This window comes from Variovorax multivorans (genome assembly GCF_051216835.1).
In the GTDB taxonomy this organism is placed as follows: Bacteria; Pseudomonadota; Gammaproteobacteria; order Burkholderiales; family Burkholderiaceae_C; genus Variovorax.
This window is the reverse complement of sequence record NZ_JBPJZL010000016.1, coordinates 76,261-93,765: the sequence shown is the minus strand read 5'-3', so window position 1 is coordinate 93,765 and position 17,505 is coordinate 76,261. Positions and strand designations below refer to the sequence as shown.

The window sequence follows — 17,505 nt, the reverse complement described above, 5'->3', positions numbered from 1 at the left end:
GGACAGCCCCACGACAAGAAGGAGACAAGACATGGCCCCGATTCGTGCATTCAGCGCGTTCCGCGCGCATGCGGCGCTCGCCGCCCTTCTCTGCGCAGCCGTTACCGCATGGGCCCAGCAGCCGCCCACCGAAGAGCCGGGCTGGGCCAAGGGCAGGCCGAAGAACGAAGCCGCCACGCGCATGGCACCAGTTCCCTCCTTCCCGATTCCGACCGCGGCCGACCAGTTGCCCACGGCCAAGTTCAAGCTGCCGCCCGGCTTCAAGGTCGAGACCTGGGCCTCGGGCGTGCTCGACGCGCGCGAGCTGCGCCAGGGCGCCAAGGGCACGGTGTTCGTGAGCACGCTCTTCGTGGGCAACAAGGTCTATGCAATTGCCGAGAAGGGCGACCGCAAGCCCAAGACCATCATCGACAAGACCGAGTTCGCCACCGGCATCGAGTTCTACAAAGGAGCGCTCTACCTCGCGACCCACAAGCAGATCGTTCGCTACGACGGCATCGAGGACAAGCTCGACAACCCCGGCACGCCCGTGGTGCTCAACGACAAGCTGCCCGGCGGGCAGGACCACAGCTGGCGCTACCTGCGCATGCACGACGGCAAGCTCTACTACGCGGTCGGCGCGCCCTGCAACCTGTGCGAGCCCGACGACGCGCATGCGCGCATCTTCCGCATGAACCCCGACGGCAGCGGCATCGAGACCGTGGCGCGCGGCGTGCGCAACACGGTGGGCTTCGACTTCGACCCCAAGACCGGCAACCTCTGGTTCACCGACAACGGCCGCGACTGGCTCAGCGAAGACCTGCCGAACGACGAGCTGAACGTGGTGACCAAGCCCGACCAGCACTTCGGCTACCCGTACTGCCACCAGGGCAACATCGCCGACTCCGAATTCGGCTGGGGCAAGAACTGCAACGACTACGTGAAGCCCGCCGCGCTGCTCGGCCCGCACGCCGCCGCGCTGGGCCTCACCTTCTACAAAGGCACGATGTTCCCGGCCAAGTACCGCGGCGCCATGTTCATCGCGCGCCACGGCCCGTGGAACCGCACCGTCAAGTACGCCGACATCGCGGTCGCCTGGCCCGACGGCAAGGGCGGCGCGAAGGTCGAGCCCTTCATGACCGGCTTCGTCGAGAACAACACCTACCTCGGCCGGCCGGTGGACTTTCTGGTGCTGAAGGACGGCTCGATGCTCGTGAGCGACGACCACGCCGGCGCGATCTACCGCATCAGCTACGGCGGCCGATGACACCAGCGGGCCTTCTCTTTCGACACGCGATGGCGGCAATGATCATGGCGGCGGCAGCATCGTCGGCCGGTGCACAGGGCACGCAGGCGGCAAAGGGCGGCTACGCCCAGCGCTACGCCGAGCTCTGCGCCTCATGCCACGGCGCCAACGGCCGCAGCGACATGGCAGGCACGCCGGTGCTCGCGGGGCAGCATTCGTTCTACGCGATCACGCAGCTGTATCTCTTCCGTGAAGGCCGGCGCGACAACCCCGCGATGACGGCGGTGGCGAAGACCATGAAGGACGAAGACCTGCGCGGCTTCTCGGACTTCATCGCCACCTTGCCAGCGGTGCCGCCCCCGCCGCCCGCCGCGCCGGCCGACGCGGCGCGCATGGCGCGCGGCCAGGCGCTGGCGCAGGAACATCGCTGCCTGCTCTGCCACGGCGCCGACCTGAGCGGCGGCCAGCAGGTGCCGCGCATCGCACAGCAGCACGAGGACTATCTGCAACTGTCCCTGCAAGGCTTCCGCACCGGCAAGCGCCCGGGCTACACGCAGGCCATGGGCGAAGCGGTGGGCCGCGTTCCACCGGAAGACCTGGACACCCTCGCCTACTACGTGGCGCGCTTTCCCGGCGCGGCGCCCAAGCCGCCTCCCAAATAAACGCCCTCTTCCGGCGTGCAGCACCGGCGGATGCACGGTGCCGGCACTGCGCACCCCGAACCCTCCCCCAACGAACATCGGAGCCGAATCTCTTGGAAGTCTCATTCAGCAAGGAAGTGGAAATGCTGCGCCTCGGCGCAGGCGACACCTTTCACGGCGAGGGCATCCTCGCGATCACCAAGGGCCTGCTGCAGTCGGGCGTGGCCTACGTCGGCGGCTACCAGGGCGCGCCGGTGTCGCACCTGCTCGACGTGATGGTCCAGGGCAAGGCCTACATGGACGAGTTGGGCGTGCACGTGGAGGCCTGCTCCAACGAGGCCTCGGCCGCGGCAATGCTCGGCGCGTCCATTCACTACCCGCTGCGCGGCGCGGTCACGTGGAAGTCCATCGTCGGCACCAATGTGGCGGCCGATGCGCTGTCGAACCTGTCCTCGCCGGGCGTGACCGGCGGCGTGCTGATCGTGGTGGGCGAAGACTACGGCGAAGGCGCCAGCGTGATCCAGGAGCGCACGCATGCCTACGCCCTTAAGTCGAGCATGTGCCTGCTCGACCCGCGGCCCGACCTCGGCGTGATGGTGCGCATGGTCGAAGAAGGCTTCCGCCTCTCCGAAAGCTCGAACATGCCCTGCCTGATGGAGCTGCGCATCCGCACCTGCCACGTGCGCGGCAGCTTCGAGTGCAAGGACAACATGGCGCCCGCCATTTCGACGCGCGCTCTGATGACGGAGCCGGCGGGCTTCGACTACATGCGGCTTGCGCATCCGCCCGTCACCTTCCGGCACGAGAAGCTCAAGGGCGACCAGCGCATTCCGGCAGCGCGGCGCTACATCGTGGAGCACGGCCTCAACGAGCTGATACCGGGCCAGCGCCATGCAGACCTGGGCATCGTGGTGCAGGGCGGGCTCTACAACGCGCTGATCCGCAGCCTGCAACAGCAAGGGCTGGCCGATGCCTTCGGCGAAACGGACATTCCGATCCTCGTGCTCAACGTGACCTACCCGCTGGTGCCCGAACAGGTCGCCGACTTCTGCGTGGGCAAGCGCGCGGTGCTGGTGGTGGAAGAAGGCCAGCCCGAGTACATCGAGCAGGACATCGCCACGCTGCTGCGCCGGCGCGACATCCAGACGCCGCTGCACGGCAAGGACATGCTGCCGTCGGCGGGCGAGTACGGCGTCGAGGTGCTGTCGGGCGGCATCGGCACCTTTGCCGCGAAGTACATCGAGGCGGGCGAGGCCCTGTCTTCGGCGCAGGCCTGGCTGGCCGGCAACCGCGAGCGCCGCGAAGCCGTTGCGCGCAGCCTGAGCGCGCCGCTGCCCAACCGGCCGCCGAGCTTCTGCATCGGCTGCCCCGAACGGCCGGTGTTCTCGGCGCTGAAGCTCGCGCAGCAGCAAACCGGCCCGGTGCACATCGCTGCCGACATCGGCTGCCATGCCTTCGGCACCTTCGAGCCCTTCTCGATGGGCCATTCGATCCTGGGCTACGGCATGAGCCTGGCGAGCCGCGCGGGCGTGGCGCCGATGATGAACCGCCGCACGCTGTCGATCATGGGCGACGGCGGCTTCTGGCACAACGGCCTGCTGACCGGCGTGCAGAGCGCGCTGTTCAACGGCGACGATGCGGTGCTGCTGATCTTCAAGAACGGCTACACATCGGCCACCGGCACGCAGGACATCATCTCGACGCCCGACGACGAGATCAAGGAGCGTGCCGTCGACAAGCAGCAGAGCCTGGTCGACAAGAACCAGACCATCGAGGACACGCTCAAGGGCCTGGGCGTGAAATGGATGCGCACCGTGACCACCTACGACGTGGAGCGCATGCGCAAGACGCTCACCGAGGCGCTCACCAGCGATTTCAACGGCCTGAAGGTGGTGATCGCCGAGGGCGAATGCCAGCTGGAGCGCCAGCGCCGTATCAAGCCGTGGATTGCCGGGCTGCTGAAGAAGGGCGAGCGCGTGGTGCGCGTGAAGTACGGCGTCGATGAGGACGTGTGCAATGGCGACCACGCATGCATCCGCCTGTCGGGCTGCCCGACGCTCACGCTCAAGGACAACCCTGATCCGCTGAAGGTGGACCCAGTCGCCACCGTGATCGACGGCTGCGTGGGCTGCGGGCTGTGCGGCGCGAATGCCCACGCGGCCACGCTGTGCCCGAGCTTCTACCGGGCCGAGGTGGTGCAGAACCCGAAGTGGCATGAGCGACTGCTGCATGGGCTGCGCGGCGCGGTAGTTCGCGCATTGCAACCGGCGTGAGGAGCGAAGGCATGGAACAGAACCGCCCCCTCACCCTGCTCGTCTGCGCCCTCGGCGGCGAAGGCGGCGGCGTGCTGACCGAATGGCTGGTCGACATCGCACGCCACGCCGGCTACGCGGCACAGAGCACGTCGATTCCCGGTGTTGCCCAGCGCACGGGCGCCACCACCTACTACCTCGAAGTGTTCCCCGTGCCGCTCGCGCAGCTCGGCGGCAAGCGCCCCGTGTTCAGCCTGAGCCCGGTGCCGGGCGCGCTCGACGCGATCGTCTCGTCGGAACTGCTGGAAACCGCGCGGCAGATCGGCAACGGCATGAGCGCACCGCTGCGCACGCTGGTCATCAGCTCGTCGGCGCGCATCTTCACGACGGCCGAGCGCATGGAGCCAGGCGACGGCCGTGCCGACGCGCAGCGGTTGCTCGATGTGGTGAAGGCCTTCAGCCGCGAGCACCATGTGTTCGACATGAACGCCATCGCGCGCGACAGCGGCACGGTGGTCAGCGCGGTGATGCTGGGTGCCATCGCGGGCAGCGGGATGTTTCCGTTCCCGCGCGACGCCTACGAGCACGTGGTGCGCGGCGGCGATGCCGGTGCGCCCGACAAGATCGGCAAGATGGCTGCCGCCAGCCTGCGCGGCTTTGCAGCAGCCTTCGATGCGGTGAGCGCCCCACGCGCGCAGGCGGCCTTCGTCAGCAGCGTGCTGGCCGGCGACACGAACGACGCACCGCCACCAGCCAGCGCCCTGCCCGCCGACCTCGCGCGGCGCTTTCCGCCGGCCGTGCACGACATGCTCACGCTCGGCCACGCCCGCGTGCTCGACTACCAGGACGCCGCCTACGCCGCGTTCTACGCCGAGCGCCTGGGCCGTGTGCTCGACGCCGAGCGCGCCGCCGATCCGGCCGGTGCGCATGGCTTTGCCATCACTCGCGAGGCCGCGCGCTGGCTCGCGCTGTGGATGGCCTTTGACGACATCGTGCGCGTGGCCGCGCTCAAGGGCCGCGCGAGCCGCGCACAACGGGTGCGCCAGGAGGTGCGGGCCGGCGATGAAGACATCGTGAAGGTCTACGACCACTTCAAGCCCGGCGCCGCCGAGTTCGCTGCACTGCTGCCTCCTTCGCTCTCGCGCCGCGTGACGGCATGGGACCGGGGCAGGCAGGCGCGCGGCCTCGCGCCGTGGGCGCTGCCGCTGAAGGTGGGCAGCCATTCGGTGTTCGGCATGGCCTCGCTGCGGCTGCTGGCCTCGCTGCGCTGGCTGCGCCGCCGCGGCAGCCGCTTCGCCGAGGAACAGGCTCTCATCGAACGCTGGCTCGCCGCAGTGGAAGCCGGCGCACGCGAAGCCTGGGCGCTGGGCCATGAACTGGCGCTGTGCGGGCGGCTCATCAAGGGCTACGGCAGCACCAACGAACGCGGCAAGGACAACCTGCTGCACGTGTCCGACCACCTCGCCGCACAGCCCGGCGTGACGCCGGCCGAGCGAGCACTGGCCGTGGCCGCCGCGCGCACGGCCGCGCTGGCTGACGACGCGGGCAAGGCGCTCGATGCCGCGCTGGTCGAACATGGCGCGCCCGCACGCCCCATCAAGGCCCAGCCCATCCGCTGGATGAAGCGCAAGCCGACCGGCGGCGCCTGAGACGGAAGGCGCCCACGATGACGCAGCTGCTCAACGTCGAGGACTACCGCTGCCGCGCACGGCGCGTGCTGCCGCGACTGGTGTTCGACTATGTCGACGGCGGCGCGGAGGACGAACGTTGCCTGCGGCGCAACCGCGACGCGCTCGAAGCATTGCCGCTGATTCCGGAGTGCCTGCGCGACACCCACGCGATGGACATCGGCATCGAACTCTTCGACCGACGCTGGCGCGCGCCTTTCGCGGTCGCGCCCATCGGGCTGGCCGGCCTCGTGCGCCCACGCGCCGATGCCTTGCTGGCCAGCGCCGCGCAGGCCGCGCGCGTGCCCTTCATCCTCTCGACCGCATCGAACACCCGCATCGAAGACGTTCGCACCGCCGCCCCCGACGCCACGCTGTGGATGCAGCTCTACGTGATGGGCGAGCGCGCCATCGCCGAGCGCATCGTGCGCCGCGCGCGAGCCGCCAACTTCGAGGCGCTGGTGCTGACTGTGGACGTGCCCGTCGGCGGCTTGCGCGAACGCGATCTGCGCCATGGCTTTCGCGTGCCGATGCGCCTCACGCCCGGCACGGTATTCGACATGGCGCGGCACCCCGCGTGGCTGCTGCGACTGGCGCGCGGCAGCATGCCGCAGTTCGCGAACCTGCTGCCTGATGAGGACGACGACGCCCCGGTCTCCGCGCAGACACAGGCCGCGCTGCTCTCGCGCAGCATGGACCGCACGCTGACATGGGAAAGCCTCGCTTGGCTGCGCAAGCTCTGGGACGGCCCGCTGCTGGTGAAGGGCCTGCTCGGCGCGGAAGACGCGCGGCGCGCGGTGAGGCATGGCGCGGACGGCATCGTGGTCTCGAACCACGGTGGACGCCAGCTCGATGCGGCACCGGCCAGCATCGCGGCGCTGCCTGCGATTGCTGATGCGGTCGGCGGACGCATCCCCGTGCTCATGGATGGAGGCATCCGGCGCGGCAGCGATGTCGTGAAGGCGCTCGCGCTGGGCGCACGCGCGGTCCTCGTCGGCCGCGCACCCGTCTACGGACTGGCCTGCGACGGCGAGCGAGGCGCGCTGTCGGTGCTGCAACTGCTGGCACAGGAAACCGAACGCACGATGACGCTGCTCGGCGCAGCGCATGCACACGAGCTCGGCCCGCGCCATGTCGACCGGCCCACACCGCGCTCGCCCGACGAACAGAACGGCTCCGCGCAACGACCTCCGGAAAGCACGCGCGGGAAACCCTCCATTTACCCAGCGCGTGCGCCTGCCTAGGCTCACCGGACTCGACGATTTCACACGCTACCCATAACGAAGGAGACCATGCAAACCACGCACCGCCCCCGCCGCCTCGGCACACCACGCCCGCAACGCGTCGCTCGCCGCATCCAGCCCCTTGCCCTGCTCGCAGCCTGCGCCGCGCTCGTCGCGGGCACGCCCGCCGTGCAGGCGCAGGACAAGCCCGTGCAGCTCAAGCTGTCGAGCTGGGTGCCCGCGCAGCACCCGCTCAACCCCGCGCTGCAGGCCTGGGCCGACGACATCAAGAAGGAATCGGGCGGCACCATCACCGCCATCCTGTTTCCGTCGGAACAGCTCGGCAAGGCCTTCGACCACTACGACATGGCGCGCGACGGCATCGCCGACTTCTCGTACGTGAACCCCGGCTACCAGCCGGGCCGCTTCCCGGTGATGGCGGGCGCGTCGCTGCCCTTCCTTTTCGCCAACGGCAAGGAGGGCTCGGCTGCCATCGACGCCTGGTATCGCAACTACGCGGCCAAGGAAATGAAGGACGTGAAGTACTGCTTCGCGTTCGTGCACGACCCGGGCACCTTCCACTCGCGCAAGAAGATCACCGTTCCCACCGACGTCAAGGGCATGAAGGTGCGCCCGGCCACCAGCACTGTGGGCCAGCTCATCACCTCGCTGGGCGGCACCAACGTGCAGGCCTCGGCGCCCGAGTCGCGCGACATGCTGGAGCGCGGCGTGGCCGACGCCATCACCTTCCCGTGGGGATCGATCGGCCTGTTCGGCATCGACAAGGTGGTGAAGTACCACATGGACGCACCGCTCTACGTCACGCCCTTTGTGTGGGTGATGAACAAGGGCAAGTACGACGCCATGTCCACCGCGCAGAAGAAGGTGATCGACGACCACTGCACCAGCGAATGGGCGCAGAAGGTGGCCGGCCCGTGGGCCGACTTCGAGTTTGCGGGGCACGCCAAGATGGCGGCGCTGTCGGGCCATGAGATCTACAAGCTCACGCCCGAGCAACTCGATGCATGGCGCAAGGCGGCAGCGCCTTCGGAGGCGCAATGGGCCGAGAGCGTGAAGAAGGTGGGTGAAGACCCGAAGGCCATCATGGATGCACTGAAGGCCAGCCTCGTCAAATACAAATCGGCGCTCTGAGCGATGGCTACACGGTCCGCCAGCTATATGGACCGCGCGATCAACACGATCGAATGGCTCGCCGCCATCTTCGTGGGGATCGTCGCGCTCAACATCTTCGTGGCCGTGGTGCTGCGCAAGTTCTTCGACACCTCGATTCCCGACGCATACGACTTCGGCCGCATGCTGCTGGGCATCCTGATCTTCTGGGGCATTGCGGCCACCAGCTACCGCGGTGGCCATATCACGGTCGACCTCGTGTGGACGGCTGCGGGTCCGCGCATGAAGCGCGTGATCGACGTATTCGCCACGCTGGTGCTGTTGTTCGTGGTGGCGGTGCAGACCGCCATGCTGTTCGACAAGGTGCGCGGCACGTATGTCGACAACGTGCAGACCTACGACCTCAACATTCCGACCTGGCCCTTCTATGCGGTGGCCTGGGCCGGCGACGTGTGCGCGGTGCTGCTGATCGCCATCCGCACCTACAGGCTGATCTTCCATCCCGAGCAGCTCGAAGAAATCCACCCCGAACAGAAGGCTGATGAATGAGCCCCGATGCAGTTGCCATCCTGGGCTTCGTCGCCCTCTTCGTTTTGATGTTGTTGCGCGTGCCGGTCGGCATGGCGATGGGGCTGGTCGGCGTGGTGGGCTACAGCTACCTCGTCGGGCCCGGTCCCGCGCTGAAGCTGGTGGGCCAGACCTCCATGCGCACCGTGACCGACTACACCTTCGGCGTGATCCCCATGTTCATGCTGATGGGTGCGCTGGTGTCGGTGTCGGGCGTGAGCCGTGAGCTCTTCAAGGCAGCGAACTCGATGATCGGCCACCTGCGCGGCGGCCTCGGCGTGGCCACGGTGGTGGCGTGCGGCGGCTTCGCGGCGATCTGCGGTTCGTCGGTGGCCACGGCCGCTACGTTCTCGGCGGTGGCGTATCCAGAGATGCGGCGCTTCAACTACCCGCAGTCGTTTTCCACCGGCGTGATCGCTGCGGGCGGCACGCTGGGCGCGATATTGCCGCCCTCGACCGTGCTGGCGGTGTACGCCATCCTCACGCAGCAGGACATCGGCAAGCTCTTCATGGCGGGCATCGTGCCCGGCATCCTCGCGATGGCGATGTACGTGCTGACCATCGCGATCATCGTGAAGGCGCGGCCAGGCTGGCTGCCAGGCGGCGAGATCAAGCCGTGGTCGGAGCGCCTGAAGGATTTGAAGAACGTGTGGGCGCCGCTGGTGCTGTTCGTGTTCGTGATCGGCGGGCTCTACGGCGGCTTCTTCACGCCGACAGAGGCAGGCGGTGTGGGCGCGAGCGGTGCGTTCATTCTCGGGCTGGTGCGGCGCAAGCTCGACGGCCCGAAGATCCGCGAGGCACTGCTGTCGGCCACGCGCACGGCTGCGGCGGTGTTCACGGTGCTGATCGGCGCGCTGCTGTTCGGGTACTTCCTCACCATCACGCAAAGCCCGCAGAAGCTCACCGAATTCCTCACCAGCCTTGGCATCGGTCGCTACGGCGTGCTCGCGCTCATCATGCTCATGTACTTGGTGCTGGGCTGCCTGATGGACGCGATGGCGATGATCATCCTGACCGTGCCCATCATCTACCCGGTGATCGTGCACCTGGGCTTCGACCCCATCTGGTTCGGTGTGATCATCGTGATGACGGTGGAGCTGGGGCTCATCCATCCACCGGTGGGGATGAACGTGTTCGTCATCAAGAGCGTGGTGAAGGACGTGAGCTTCACCACCATCTTCAAGGGCGTGCTGCCGTTCATCGTGACCGACATCGTGCGGCTGGTGATCCTGATCGCCTTCCCCATCATTGCCCTGTGGCTGCCGACGAGAATGGGCTGATGAGCAGCATCAAAGAAATCGTCTACACCGCACGCGTCGAATTCGGCGATTGCGACCCGGCCGGCATCGTCTGGTTCCCCAACTTCTTCCGCTGGATCGATGCGGCCTCCCGGCACTTCTTTGCCGAGTGCGGCGTGCCGCGCTGGGAGGAAACGACCGAAACGCTGGGTGTGATCGGCACGCCGCTGGTCGACACGCACACGCGCTTCGTGAAGGCCGCGAGCTATGGGGATACGCTGCAGATTGCGGTGCGCATCACCGAGTGGCGCGAGAAGAGTTTTGTGCAGACGTACCGCGTGACGCGCGGGGATGACCTGATCCTCGAATGCGAAGAGGTGCGGATCTTCGCCGCGAAACGCGAGGGCGGCGGCATCCGCGCGGTGCCGATTCCGCCGGACATTCGCGCACTCTGCGCATAGCGCCGGCCAGCGACGCCGCTTAATTCCTTGGACCTCATTCGTCGCGGCTTCGCGCTCCGTGAAGCCTTTCAGTACCCTTTCATTTCACACGCCTCGATACAAATAATCGCAGCCATTACAAGGCTGGAGGCGAGCCGTGAACCATGTCTACCGTGTCATCTTTGATCGTCGGTCGGGGGAGTTCCGGGTCGCATCGGAACTGACGAAGCGCAATGGTTCAGGAAGGACAAGAGGCAGCACCGGTGCTGTATGCCACAGCGTGCTCCCTGCCCTCGCGGTGCTGGCGGCGCTGCAGTTTCACAGCGGCGAAGCGGCGGCGGCATGCACACCCGCAGCTCCCATCGACAACGACACGGTGAGCTGCACCGGCGTGCCGATCACGCTGCCGCCGAACCCGAACAGTTTTCTCAGCAACGCGAACGGCCTCGCCGTGACGGTGCAGGCGGGCGGCATCATGAGCACGCTGCCCGGCGGTACGGCGATGGCCCTTGGGGGCGACAACATCACGCTCAACAACCTGGGCGCCATCGATGCGAATGCGGCGGGGTCCCTCGTGCTCGCTCGGGCCCTGACCATCGGCAACCTGATCGCGCCCACCAGCAGCAACGTCACGGTGAACAACTCGGGCTTGCTCGAAGGCACCTTCGACGGCACCTTCGGCCTGCTCGGCACGGCGGCGGTCATCGCCAACGCCGGAACCACGACGTTCAACAACAGCGGCTCGATCGGCGTGAACGTGCTGGGCGCTTTCGATCCGGTCAACTCGATCGCGGTCGCCGTCTACGGCGGCGGCAACGTCAACTTCACGAACACCGGAACGATCACGGGCCGCGTGGCTTTCGAGAGCCCCACCGCCGGCGGCAACACCTTCGTCAACGCAGGCACCATCAACGGCAGCGTCTCGCTGGGCACCACAGTCAGCAACGACACCTTCGTGGCGGTGACCGGGTCGTCGATCGGCAATCCACTGATACCGCTGCCTGCCGTGACCATTCCCACGCTGACCCTCCCACCGGGCCTGCTCACATTCGCCGCCACGGGCACGGTCGATGCGGGCGTCGGCGGAAGCGACACGCTCGTGCTGCAGAACACCATCGCCGGGCCCGGCTCCGGCACGGGCGGCACCGGCAACATCTCGGGCCTGCAGTACCTCAACTTCGAGAACCTGACCGTCAACAGCGGCACGTGGACGCTCACCGGCGCGGTGGTGAGCGGCGCCACCACGCTCAACGGCGGTCTCTCGGTCTTCGACAACCCGCTGGCTTTCGGCACCGGCGCGCTGACGGCCAACGGCGGCGCCATCGAGGCGTCGCTTCCGGGCCTGGCGCTGGCGCAGAACGTCAACCTGACAGGCGACCTGATCGTGCAGGGCGCCAACGGCCTGACGCTCGGCGGCACGATCAGCGGCGCGGGCGGGCTGATCAAGAACGGGGCCGGCACCCTGGCGCTGTCCGGCAGCAACAACTTCAGCGGCGGGCTGGCGCTCAATGCGGGCGGGCTCACGCTGGGCTCGGCCAGCTCGCTCGGCACCGGCCTGTTCCAGGTCGGCGGTCCGGCCACGCTGAACACCGCTTTCACGGGCACGCTCACCAACCCGGTGCAGCTCAATGGCGCCCTGTCGCTCAACGGCGCGGGCACCCTGACTCTGGGCGGCAACATTGCCGGTGCCGGCAGCCTGACGCTCAACAGCGGCGCCCTGGCGCTGACGGGCAGCAACAACTACGGCGGCGGCACCGTGCTGCAGGCCGGCTCGATCGATCTGGGCAACAGTTCCGTGCTCGGCTCGGGCGCGCTGACCGTCAACGGCGCCGGTTCGCTGACCGGTGCGGCCGGCGTGACGATCGGCAACGCTGTCGTGCTCAACAACACACTGAACTTCGGCGCGGGTGGCGGAGGCGGTGCGCTGACGCTCAACGGCACGATCAGTGGCGCGGGCGGCATGAGCCTGGCCGGCGCGCCGGGACTCACGCTCAACGGCGCGAACAACTTCGCCGGCGGCTTCAACCTGGGCGGCGGCGCGCTCACCGTCGGCAACAACCTCGCGCTGGGCACGGGGGCGGTCACGGTCAGCGGTGCCGGCTCGCTCACGGCCGGCGCGGCCGTGAGCCTTGTCAACAACTTCAACCTCAATGCCGGCCTGACCATCGGCAGCGGCAGCGACCTGGCGCTCAACGGCGCCCTCGGCGGCCTCGGCGGCCTCATCAAGACCGGCGCCGCCAAGCTCTCGCTGGGCGGCGCGAGCACTTTCTCCGGCGGCGTGAACCTGCAGGCCGGCAGCCTGGGCATCGGCACGAACACGTCGCTGGGCCTGGGCGCGCTGACGGTCAACGGCGCTGCCACGCTCGATGCGAGTGCGAACGTGAGCGTAGGCAACGCGGTCGTTCTCAACGCGGGCCTGACCGTGGGCGGCGCCAACAACATCGCCCTCGGCGGGCTGGTGTCGGGCATCGGCACGCTGGGCTATAACGGCACGGCGACGCTGGCCCTCAATGGCGCCAACGTCGGCCTTCTGGGCGGCGTCAACCTGGCCAGCGGCACGCTCAGCGTGGGCAACAACCTCGCGCTGGGCACGGGTGGGCTCGGTGTCAGCGGCAGCGCGAACCTGAGCGCGGGCGTACCCGGCATTACCCTGGGCAACAACGTCACGCTCAACGGCGGCGCCACGCTGGGCCTGGGTGGCGCGAATGCGCTCATGCTGGGCGGCGTCATCGGCGGTGCGGGCGCGCTCGCGGTCAACGGCGCTGCCGCCGTCACGCTAGGCGGCGCCAATAACTTCGGCGGCGGCGTGACGCTGGCCGGCGGCCAGCTCGCGCTGGGCACCAGCACCTCGCTGGGCACCGGCACGCTCGGCGTGACGGGCAACGCCACGCTGTCGAGCACGGGCGGTGCACTCGCGCTGACCAACGCCGTCACGCTCGGAGCAGGCGCGGGGCTCACGGTGGGCGGCGCAGCAGACCTCACGCTCGACGGCACGGTGAGCGGCGCCGGCTCGCTCATCAAGAACGGCACCGGCACGCTGGCACTCAACAACGCCAACAATTTCGGCGGCGGCGTCACCCTGCAGGCGGGCACGCTCAGCGTCGGCAACAACGCAGCCCTGGGTACCGGCGCGCTGACGGTGGCCAGCACCGCGATGCTCAGCGCCAGCACCGACGTGGCGCTGGCGAACGACGTCGCGCTCAACGGCAACCTGGGTGTCGCGGGCGCCAGGAACATCACGCTCGGCGGCACGGTCAGCGGCGCCGGGGGAATCTCGATGGGCAGCACCGGCACGCTGGCGCTGAACGGCGCCAACAACTACTCGGGGCCGACCGTGGTCGCCAGCGGCACGCTGCAGGTGGGCAATGCGACCGGCAGCGCCACCGGGAGCGGCGCGGTCACGATGCAGAACGGCTCCACGCTGTCGGGCAATGGCCGCATCGGTGGCGATGTCACGCTCAACAACACTGCCGTGCTGGCACCGGGCACCCCCGGCGCGATGGGCATGCTCACCATCGGCGGCAGCCTGTCGCTTGCCAACGGCAGCGTGTTCGACTACCAGTTCGGCACGCCCGGCGCCAACTTCGCCACGCCCGGCCAGAGCGACAGCGTGAGCGTGGGCGGCAACCTCCTCATCGCGGGCAACACCACCATCAATGTGACGGACACCGGCGGCTTCGGCCCCGGTGTGTACCGGCTCGTGGACTACGGCGGCGCGCTCACGGGCGGCGGCACGCTGACGCTGGGCGGTGTACCCGGCGGCGCCACGTTGGTCCTGCAAAACCTCAGCGCCGACAAGCGCTTCACGCTCGTCAACAGCACGGGCATGACGCTGGACTTCTGGAATGCCAATGGCCTGGCCAGCCCGACGCAGTCGGGCGGCGGCACCGGCACTTGGTCGACCACCTCGCCGGTGTGGACCGATGCGGTGGGCAACATCTCGCTGCCGATGCAGCCGCAGCCGGGCTTCGCGATCTTCACCGGCGCGCCGGGCACCGTGACGGTGGACAACACCGGCGGCGCGGTGCAGGCCACCGGCCTGCAGTTCGCGAGCAACGGCTACACGCTGACCGGCGACGCGCTGACGCTGCTGGGCGCAGGGGGCGGCGCGAAGGCGGAGATCCGCGTCGGCGACGGCGGCGCGGGCTCGGCCGGCTTCACCGCCACGCTGAACAACACGGTCGCGGGCACGGCCGGCATCGCCAAGACCGGCGACGGCACGCTGGTTCTCGGCGGCACCAACACCTACACCGGCGGCACCGCGGTGCAAGGCGGCACGCTGTCCGTTTCCGCCGATGTGAACCTCGGCGCGGCCGCCGGCAATGTGACGCTGGACGGCGGGCGCCTGCAGGTGACAGGCACCGCGTTCACCGGTACCGCGCGCAACCTGGACATCGGCGCGGCGGGCGGCGGCATCGAGATCGTCGATCCGGGTCTGGACTTCACCGCCAGCGGCGCGCTCGGCGGCAGCGGCGGCCTGGTCAAGTCGGGCGCAGGCACGCTGACGCTCGCAGGCACCAGCACCCTCACGGGCGCCACCACCGTCGCGGCCGGCACGCTGCGCTTCGGCGCGCCGGACCTGCTGAATCCCACCGCGCCTATCGCACTGGCCAACACGGCGGGCGCAACGCTGGACCTGAACAGTTTCAACCAGACCATCGGCTCGCTGTCCGGCGGCGGCACGGCCGGCGGCGAACTCCAGCTCGGCAGCGCAACGCTCACGACCGGCGGCGACAACACCAGCACCACCTTCGGCGGCACGCTCAGCGGCAGCGGCGACCTGGTCAAGCAAGGCACGGGCACCTTCACGCTGACCGGCGCGAACAGCTATGCGGGCGGCACATCGCTCACACAGGGCCGCATCGACGTGGGCGCCAATGCGGCACTGGGCACGGGCGCGCTGGCGATGTCTGGCGGCACCACGCTCGGTCTTGCGGCCGATGGCCTGACGGTCGCCAACAACGTGACGCTCGGCGCCGGCGGCGGCGGCGCGGTGGTCGACACCGGTGCCTTCAACGGCACGCTCACGGGCGCCGTCAGCGGCAGCGGCGCGCTCGTCAAGGAGGGCAGCGGCACGCTGACGCTGGCCGGCACCGCCAACACCTACACCGGTGCAACGCAGGTGGACGCGGGCACGCTGCGCGCAGGCGCGGCCAATGCGTTGAGCGCTGCCTCCGCCACCAGCGTGTCCGCGGGTGCGACGCTCGACCTGACCGGCTTCAGCCAGACGGTGGCCTCGCTGGCCAACGGCGGCACGGTCTCGCTGGCCGGCGCCGCGCCGGGCACCACGCTCACCGTCACCGGGCCCTACACGGGCAACAACGGCATCCTGCAACTGGGCGCGGTGCTCAATGCCACCGGCCCCTCGGACCGCCTGGTGCTCGACGGCGCCGGCGCGACCGCAAGCGGGCGCACCACGGTGCAGATCATCAACCTCGGCGGACTGGGCGCGCTGACGACGGGCAACGGCATCGAGGTGATCAGCGCCCTGAACGGCGCGACCACCACCGCGCAGACCACCAGGGACGCCTTCTCGCTGGCCGGCGGCCACGTGGACGCTGGCGCCTACGAGTACCGGCTGTACCCGGCGGATGCCAGCGGCAGCGGCGAGAACTGGTACCTGCGCTCCACCACCGGTGGCCTTCCTGGAACACCGGGCGGGCCGGGCGGGATCGGCGGGTTGCCTACCTACCGCATCGAAGTGCCGCTGTATGCCGCGCTGGCGCAACAGCTGCGCCAAGGCAACCTCGAGATGCTGGGCAACCTGCACCTGCGCGGCGGCGACGACACGCGGCTGGCCACCGACGGCGCCAGCGCTCGCGGTCGCCGCGCCTGGGGCCGCCTGATCAGCACCGACATCGACGCGAGCCAGCGTGGCACCGTGAACGCGCAGAGCAAGGGTCGCCTCCACGGCTTCCAGGCTGGTACCGACCTGTGGGCCGACACCCGCTGGAACGTGGGCGTCTACGTCGGCCAGCTCGAAGGCAACATCCGCGTGAACGGCCTCGCGCGCGGCATCCAGGGGCTGGACGTGGGTTCCAACGACCTGCGCAGCCGCTACCTCGGCGCCTACGCCACCTGGCACGGCGACGAGGGCTGGTACGCCGATGCCGTGCTGCAGGCCGGCCAGCACCGCTACAACGTGCAGCCGTTCGCGACCTTCGGCAGTTCGGGCAAGGGCAAGAGCCTGCTGGCCTCCATCGAGGTGGGCAAGGCCTTCGGCATCGGCAGCGGCTGGATCGTGGAACCGCAGCTGCAGCTCATTCACCAGCGCCTGCGCATGGACGACACGGGCATCTCCGGCGCCGCGGTGACACAGGACCCGCATGACGGCCTCATCGTGCGCGCAGGCGTGCGCATCAAGGGCGAGATCGCCACCGGCACCGGGACGCTGCAGCCCTATGGGCGCATCAACGTGTTCCACGCCTCTGGCGGTGCCGACGTGACGCAGTTCCTGAACTTCGGCGGCGGTACGGCCATCCGCAGCGAAACGGGTTCGACCAGCACCGAAGTGGCCGGTGGCGTGACGCTCGCCCTCGGCGAGCGCGCCTCGCTCTACGGGGAGCTCGGCAAGCTGTGGGCCTCGGGCGGCGCGGCGCGCTTGAAGAGCTCGATCAACGCGTCGCTGGGTGTGCGGGTGCGCTGGTAGCAAGCGCGGCCAGCCTCGTCAGCAGGCCGTCGACGCCAAGATCGATCAGGTCGAAGACTTCGACAAAAGCCTGATGCCCGCCATACCAGGGGTCGGGCACATCGCCTTCGACACCCTCGGCGAATTCGGTGAACAGGTGCACCTTGTGGGCCGTGCCTGCGGGCGCGAGCCGGCGCAGCGCGGCGCAGTGCTGGGCAGTCATGCCGACGATCAGGTCGAAACGTTCGAAGTCGGCCTTGCGGACCTGCCGCGCGGAATGGGCGTGCATCTCGATGCCACGGCGTTTGGCCTCGGCCACGGAGCGTGGATCGGGCGGGTTGCCGCGCTCCTCGTCGGAGATGGCAGCGCTGTCGACATCGACCGCCATGCCTGCGATGCGGGCCTTGTGCATGAGCAATGCATGGGCCGTTGGCGAGCGGCAGATGTTGCCGGTGCAAATAAACAGGATTGCCAGTTTCTTCATATGCGACAG

General features: G+C 68.8%; 11 protein-coding genes. 10 read left to right on the top strand and 1 reads right to left on the bottom strand.

The annotated features are described in order from the left end of the window. Positions 1-31 precede the first annotated feature (31 nt). From ACSFCA_RS30995 to ACSFCA_RS30950, 10 genes are all read left to right on the top strand, one after another. On the top strand, positions 32-1,246 hold the full coding sequence (locus ACSFCA_RS30995) for a PQQ-dependent sugar dehydrogenase (RefSeq protein ID WP_435462136.1): 1,215 nt from the start codon (positions 32-34) through the stop codon (positions 1,244-1,246). Positions 1,247-1,275: 29 nt separating this feature from the next. After that, positions 1,276-1,887 (top strand): c-type cytochrome, encoded by a 612-nt coding sequence (locus ACSFCA_RS30990; protein WP_177192877.1) that lies wholly within the window; start codon positions 1,276-1,278, stop codon positions 1,885-1,887. Between the two features lie 92 nt (positions 1,888-1,979). Then, positions 1,980-4,139, top strand: coding sequence for a thiamine pyrophosphate-dependent enzyme (locus tag ACSFCA_RS30985; RefSeq protein WP_435462137.1), 2,160 nt, complete (start codon positions 1,980-1,982; stop codon positions 4,137-4,139). Between the two features lie 11 nt (positions 4,140-4,150). Beyond that, positions 4,151-5,767 carry an indolepyruvate oxidoreductase subunit beta family protein gene (locus ACSFCA_RS30980; protein WP_435462138.1) on the top strand — a complete coding sequence of 539 codons (1,617 nt, stop codon included), beginning with the start codon at positions 4,151-4,153 and terminating at the stop codon, positions 5,765-5,767. Positions 5,768-5,784: 17 nt separating this feature from the next. Beyond that, positions 5,785-7,029 carry an alpha-hydroxy acid oxidase gene (locus tag ACSFCA_RS30975; protein ID WP_435462139.1) on the top strand — a complete coding sequence of 415 codons (1,245 nt, stop codon included), beginning with the start codon at positions 5,785-5,787 and terminating at the stop codon, positions 7,027-7,029. Between the two features lie 48 nt (positions 7,030-7,077). Beyond that, the gene (locus ACSFCA_RS30970; protein ID WP_258353572.1) at positions 7,078-8,160 is read left to right on the top strand and encodes a TRAP transporter substrate-binding protein; all 1,083 of its coding nucleotides are present in this window, start codon (positions 7,078-7,080) and stop codon (positions 8,158-8,160) included. A 3-nt stretch (positions 8,161-8,163) separates the two neighbouring features. Next, positions 8,164-8,688 carry a TRAP transporter small permease gene (locus tag ACSFCA_RS30965; RefSeq protein WP_256216979.1) on the top strand — a complete coding sequence of 175 codons (525 nt, stop codon included), beginning with the start codon at positions 8,164-8,166 and terminating at the stop codon, positions 8,686-8,688. Further along, on the top strand, positions 8,685-9,986 hold the full coding sequence (locus ACSFCA_RS30960; RefSeq protein WP_435462140.1) for a TRAP transporter large permease: 1,302 nt from the start codon (positions 8,685-8,687) through the stop codon (positions 9,984-9,986). The genes ACSFCA_RS30965 and ACSFCA_RS30960 overlap by 4 nt, the downstream gene beginning before the upstream one ends. Then, on the top strand, positions 9,986-10,405 hold the full coding sequence (locus ACSFCA_RS30955) for an acyl-CoA thioesterase (RefSeq protein WP_435462141.1): 420 nt from the start codon (positions 9,986-9,988) through the stop codon (positions 10,403-10,405). Before ACSFCA_RS30960 ends, ACSFCA_RS30955 begins: the two co-directional genes overlap by 1 nt. 136 nt (positions 10,406-10,541) lie before the next feature. Continuing rightward, on the top strand, positions 10,542-17,033 hold the full coding sequence (locus ACSFCA_RS30950) for an autotransporter outer membrane beta-barrel domain-containing protein (protein ID WP_435462142.1): 6,492 nt from the start codon (positions 10,542-10,544) through the stop codon (positions 17,031-17,033). Here the strand turns inward: ACSFCA_RS30950 and ACSFCA_RS30945 are convergent. Further along, complete coding sequence (locus ACSFCA_RS30945; RefSeq protein ID WP_258353569.1) at positions 16,999-17,496, bottom strand: low molecular weight protein-tyrosine-phosphatase; 498 nt, start codon at positions 17,494-17,496, stop codon at positions 16,999-17,001. The genes ACSFCA_RS30950 and ACSFCA_RS30945 overlap by 35 nt on opposite strands. Positions 17,497-17,505 lie beyond the last annotated feature (9 nt).

What these genes read in the sequence shown, in the direction of transcription:
- ACSFCA_RS30995 (WP_435462136.1), top strand. Translation starts at nt 32, where the DNA reads ATGGCCCCGATTCGTGCATTCAGCGCGTTCCGCGCGCATGCGGCGCTC.
- ACSFCA_RS30955 (WP_435462141.1), top strand. Translation starts at nt 9,986, where the DNA reads ATGAGCAGCATCAAAGAAATCGTCTACACCGCACGCGTCGAATTCGGC.
- ACSFCA_RS30965 (WP_256216979.1), top strand. Translation starts at nt 8,164, where the DNA reads ATGGCTACACGGTCCGCCAGCTATATGGACCGCGCGATCAACACGATC.
- ACSFCA_RS30990 (WP_177192877.1), top strand. Translation starts at nt 1,276, where the DNA reads ATGGCGGCAATGATCATGGCGGCGGCAGCATCGTCGGCCGGTGCACAG.
- ACSFCA_RS30980 (WP_435462138.1), top strand. Translation starts at nt 4,151, where the DNA reads ATGGAACAGAACCGCCCCCTCACCCTGCTCGTCTGCGCCCTCGGCGGC.
- ACSFCA_RS30970 (WP_258353572.1), top strand. Translation starts at nt 7,078, where the DNA reads ATGCAAACCACGCACCGCCCCCGCCGCCTCGGCACACCACGCCCGCAA.
- ACSFCA_RS30975 (WP_435462139.1), top strand. Translation starts at nt 5,785, where the DNA reads ATGACGCAGCTGCTCAACGTCGAGGACTACCGCTGCCGCGCACGGCGC.
- ACSFCA_RS30960 (WP_435462140.1), top strand. Translation starts at nt 8,685, where the DNA reads ATGAGCCCCGATGCAGTTGCCATCCTGGGCTTCGTCGCCCTCTTCGTT.
- ACSFCA_RS30945 (WP_258353569.1), bottom strand. Translation starts at nt 17,496, where the DNA reads ATGAAGAAACTGGCAATCCTGTTTATTTGCACCGGCAACATCTGCCGC.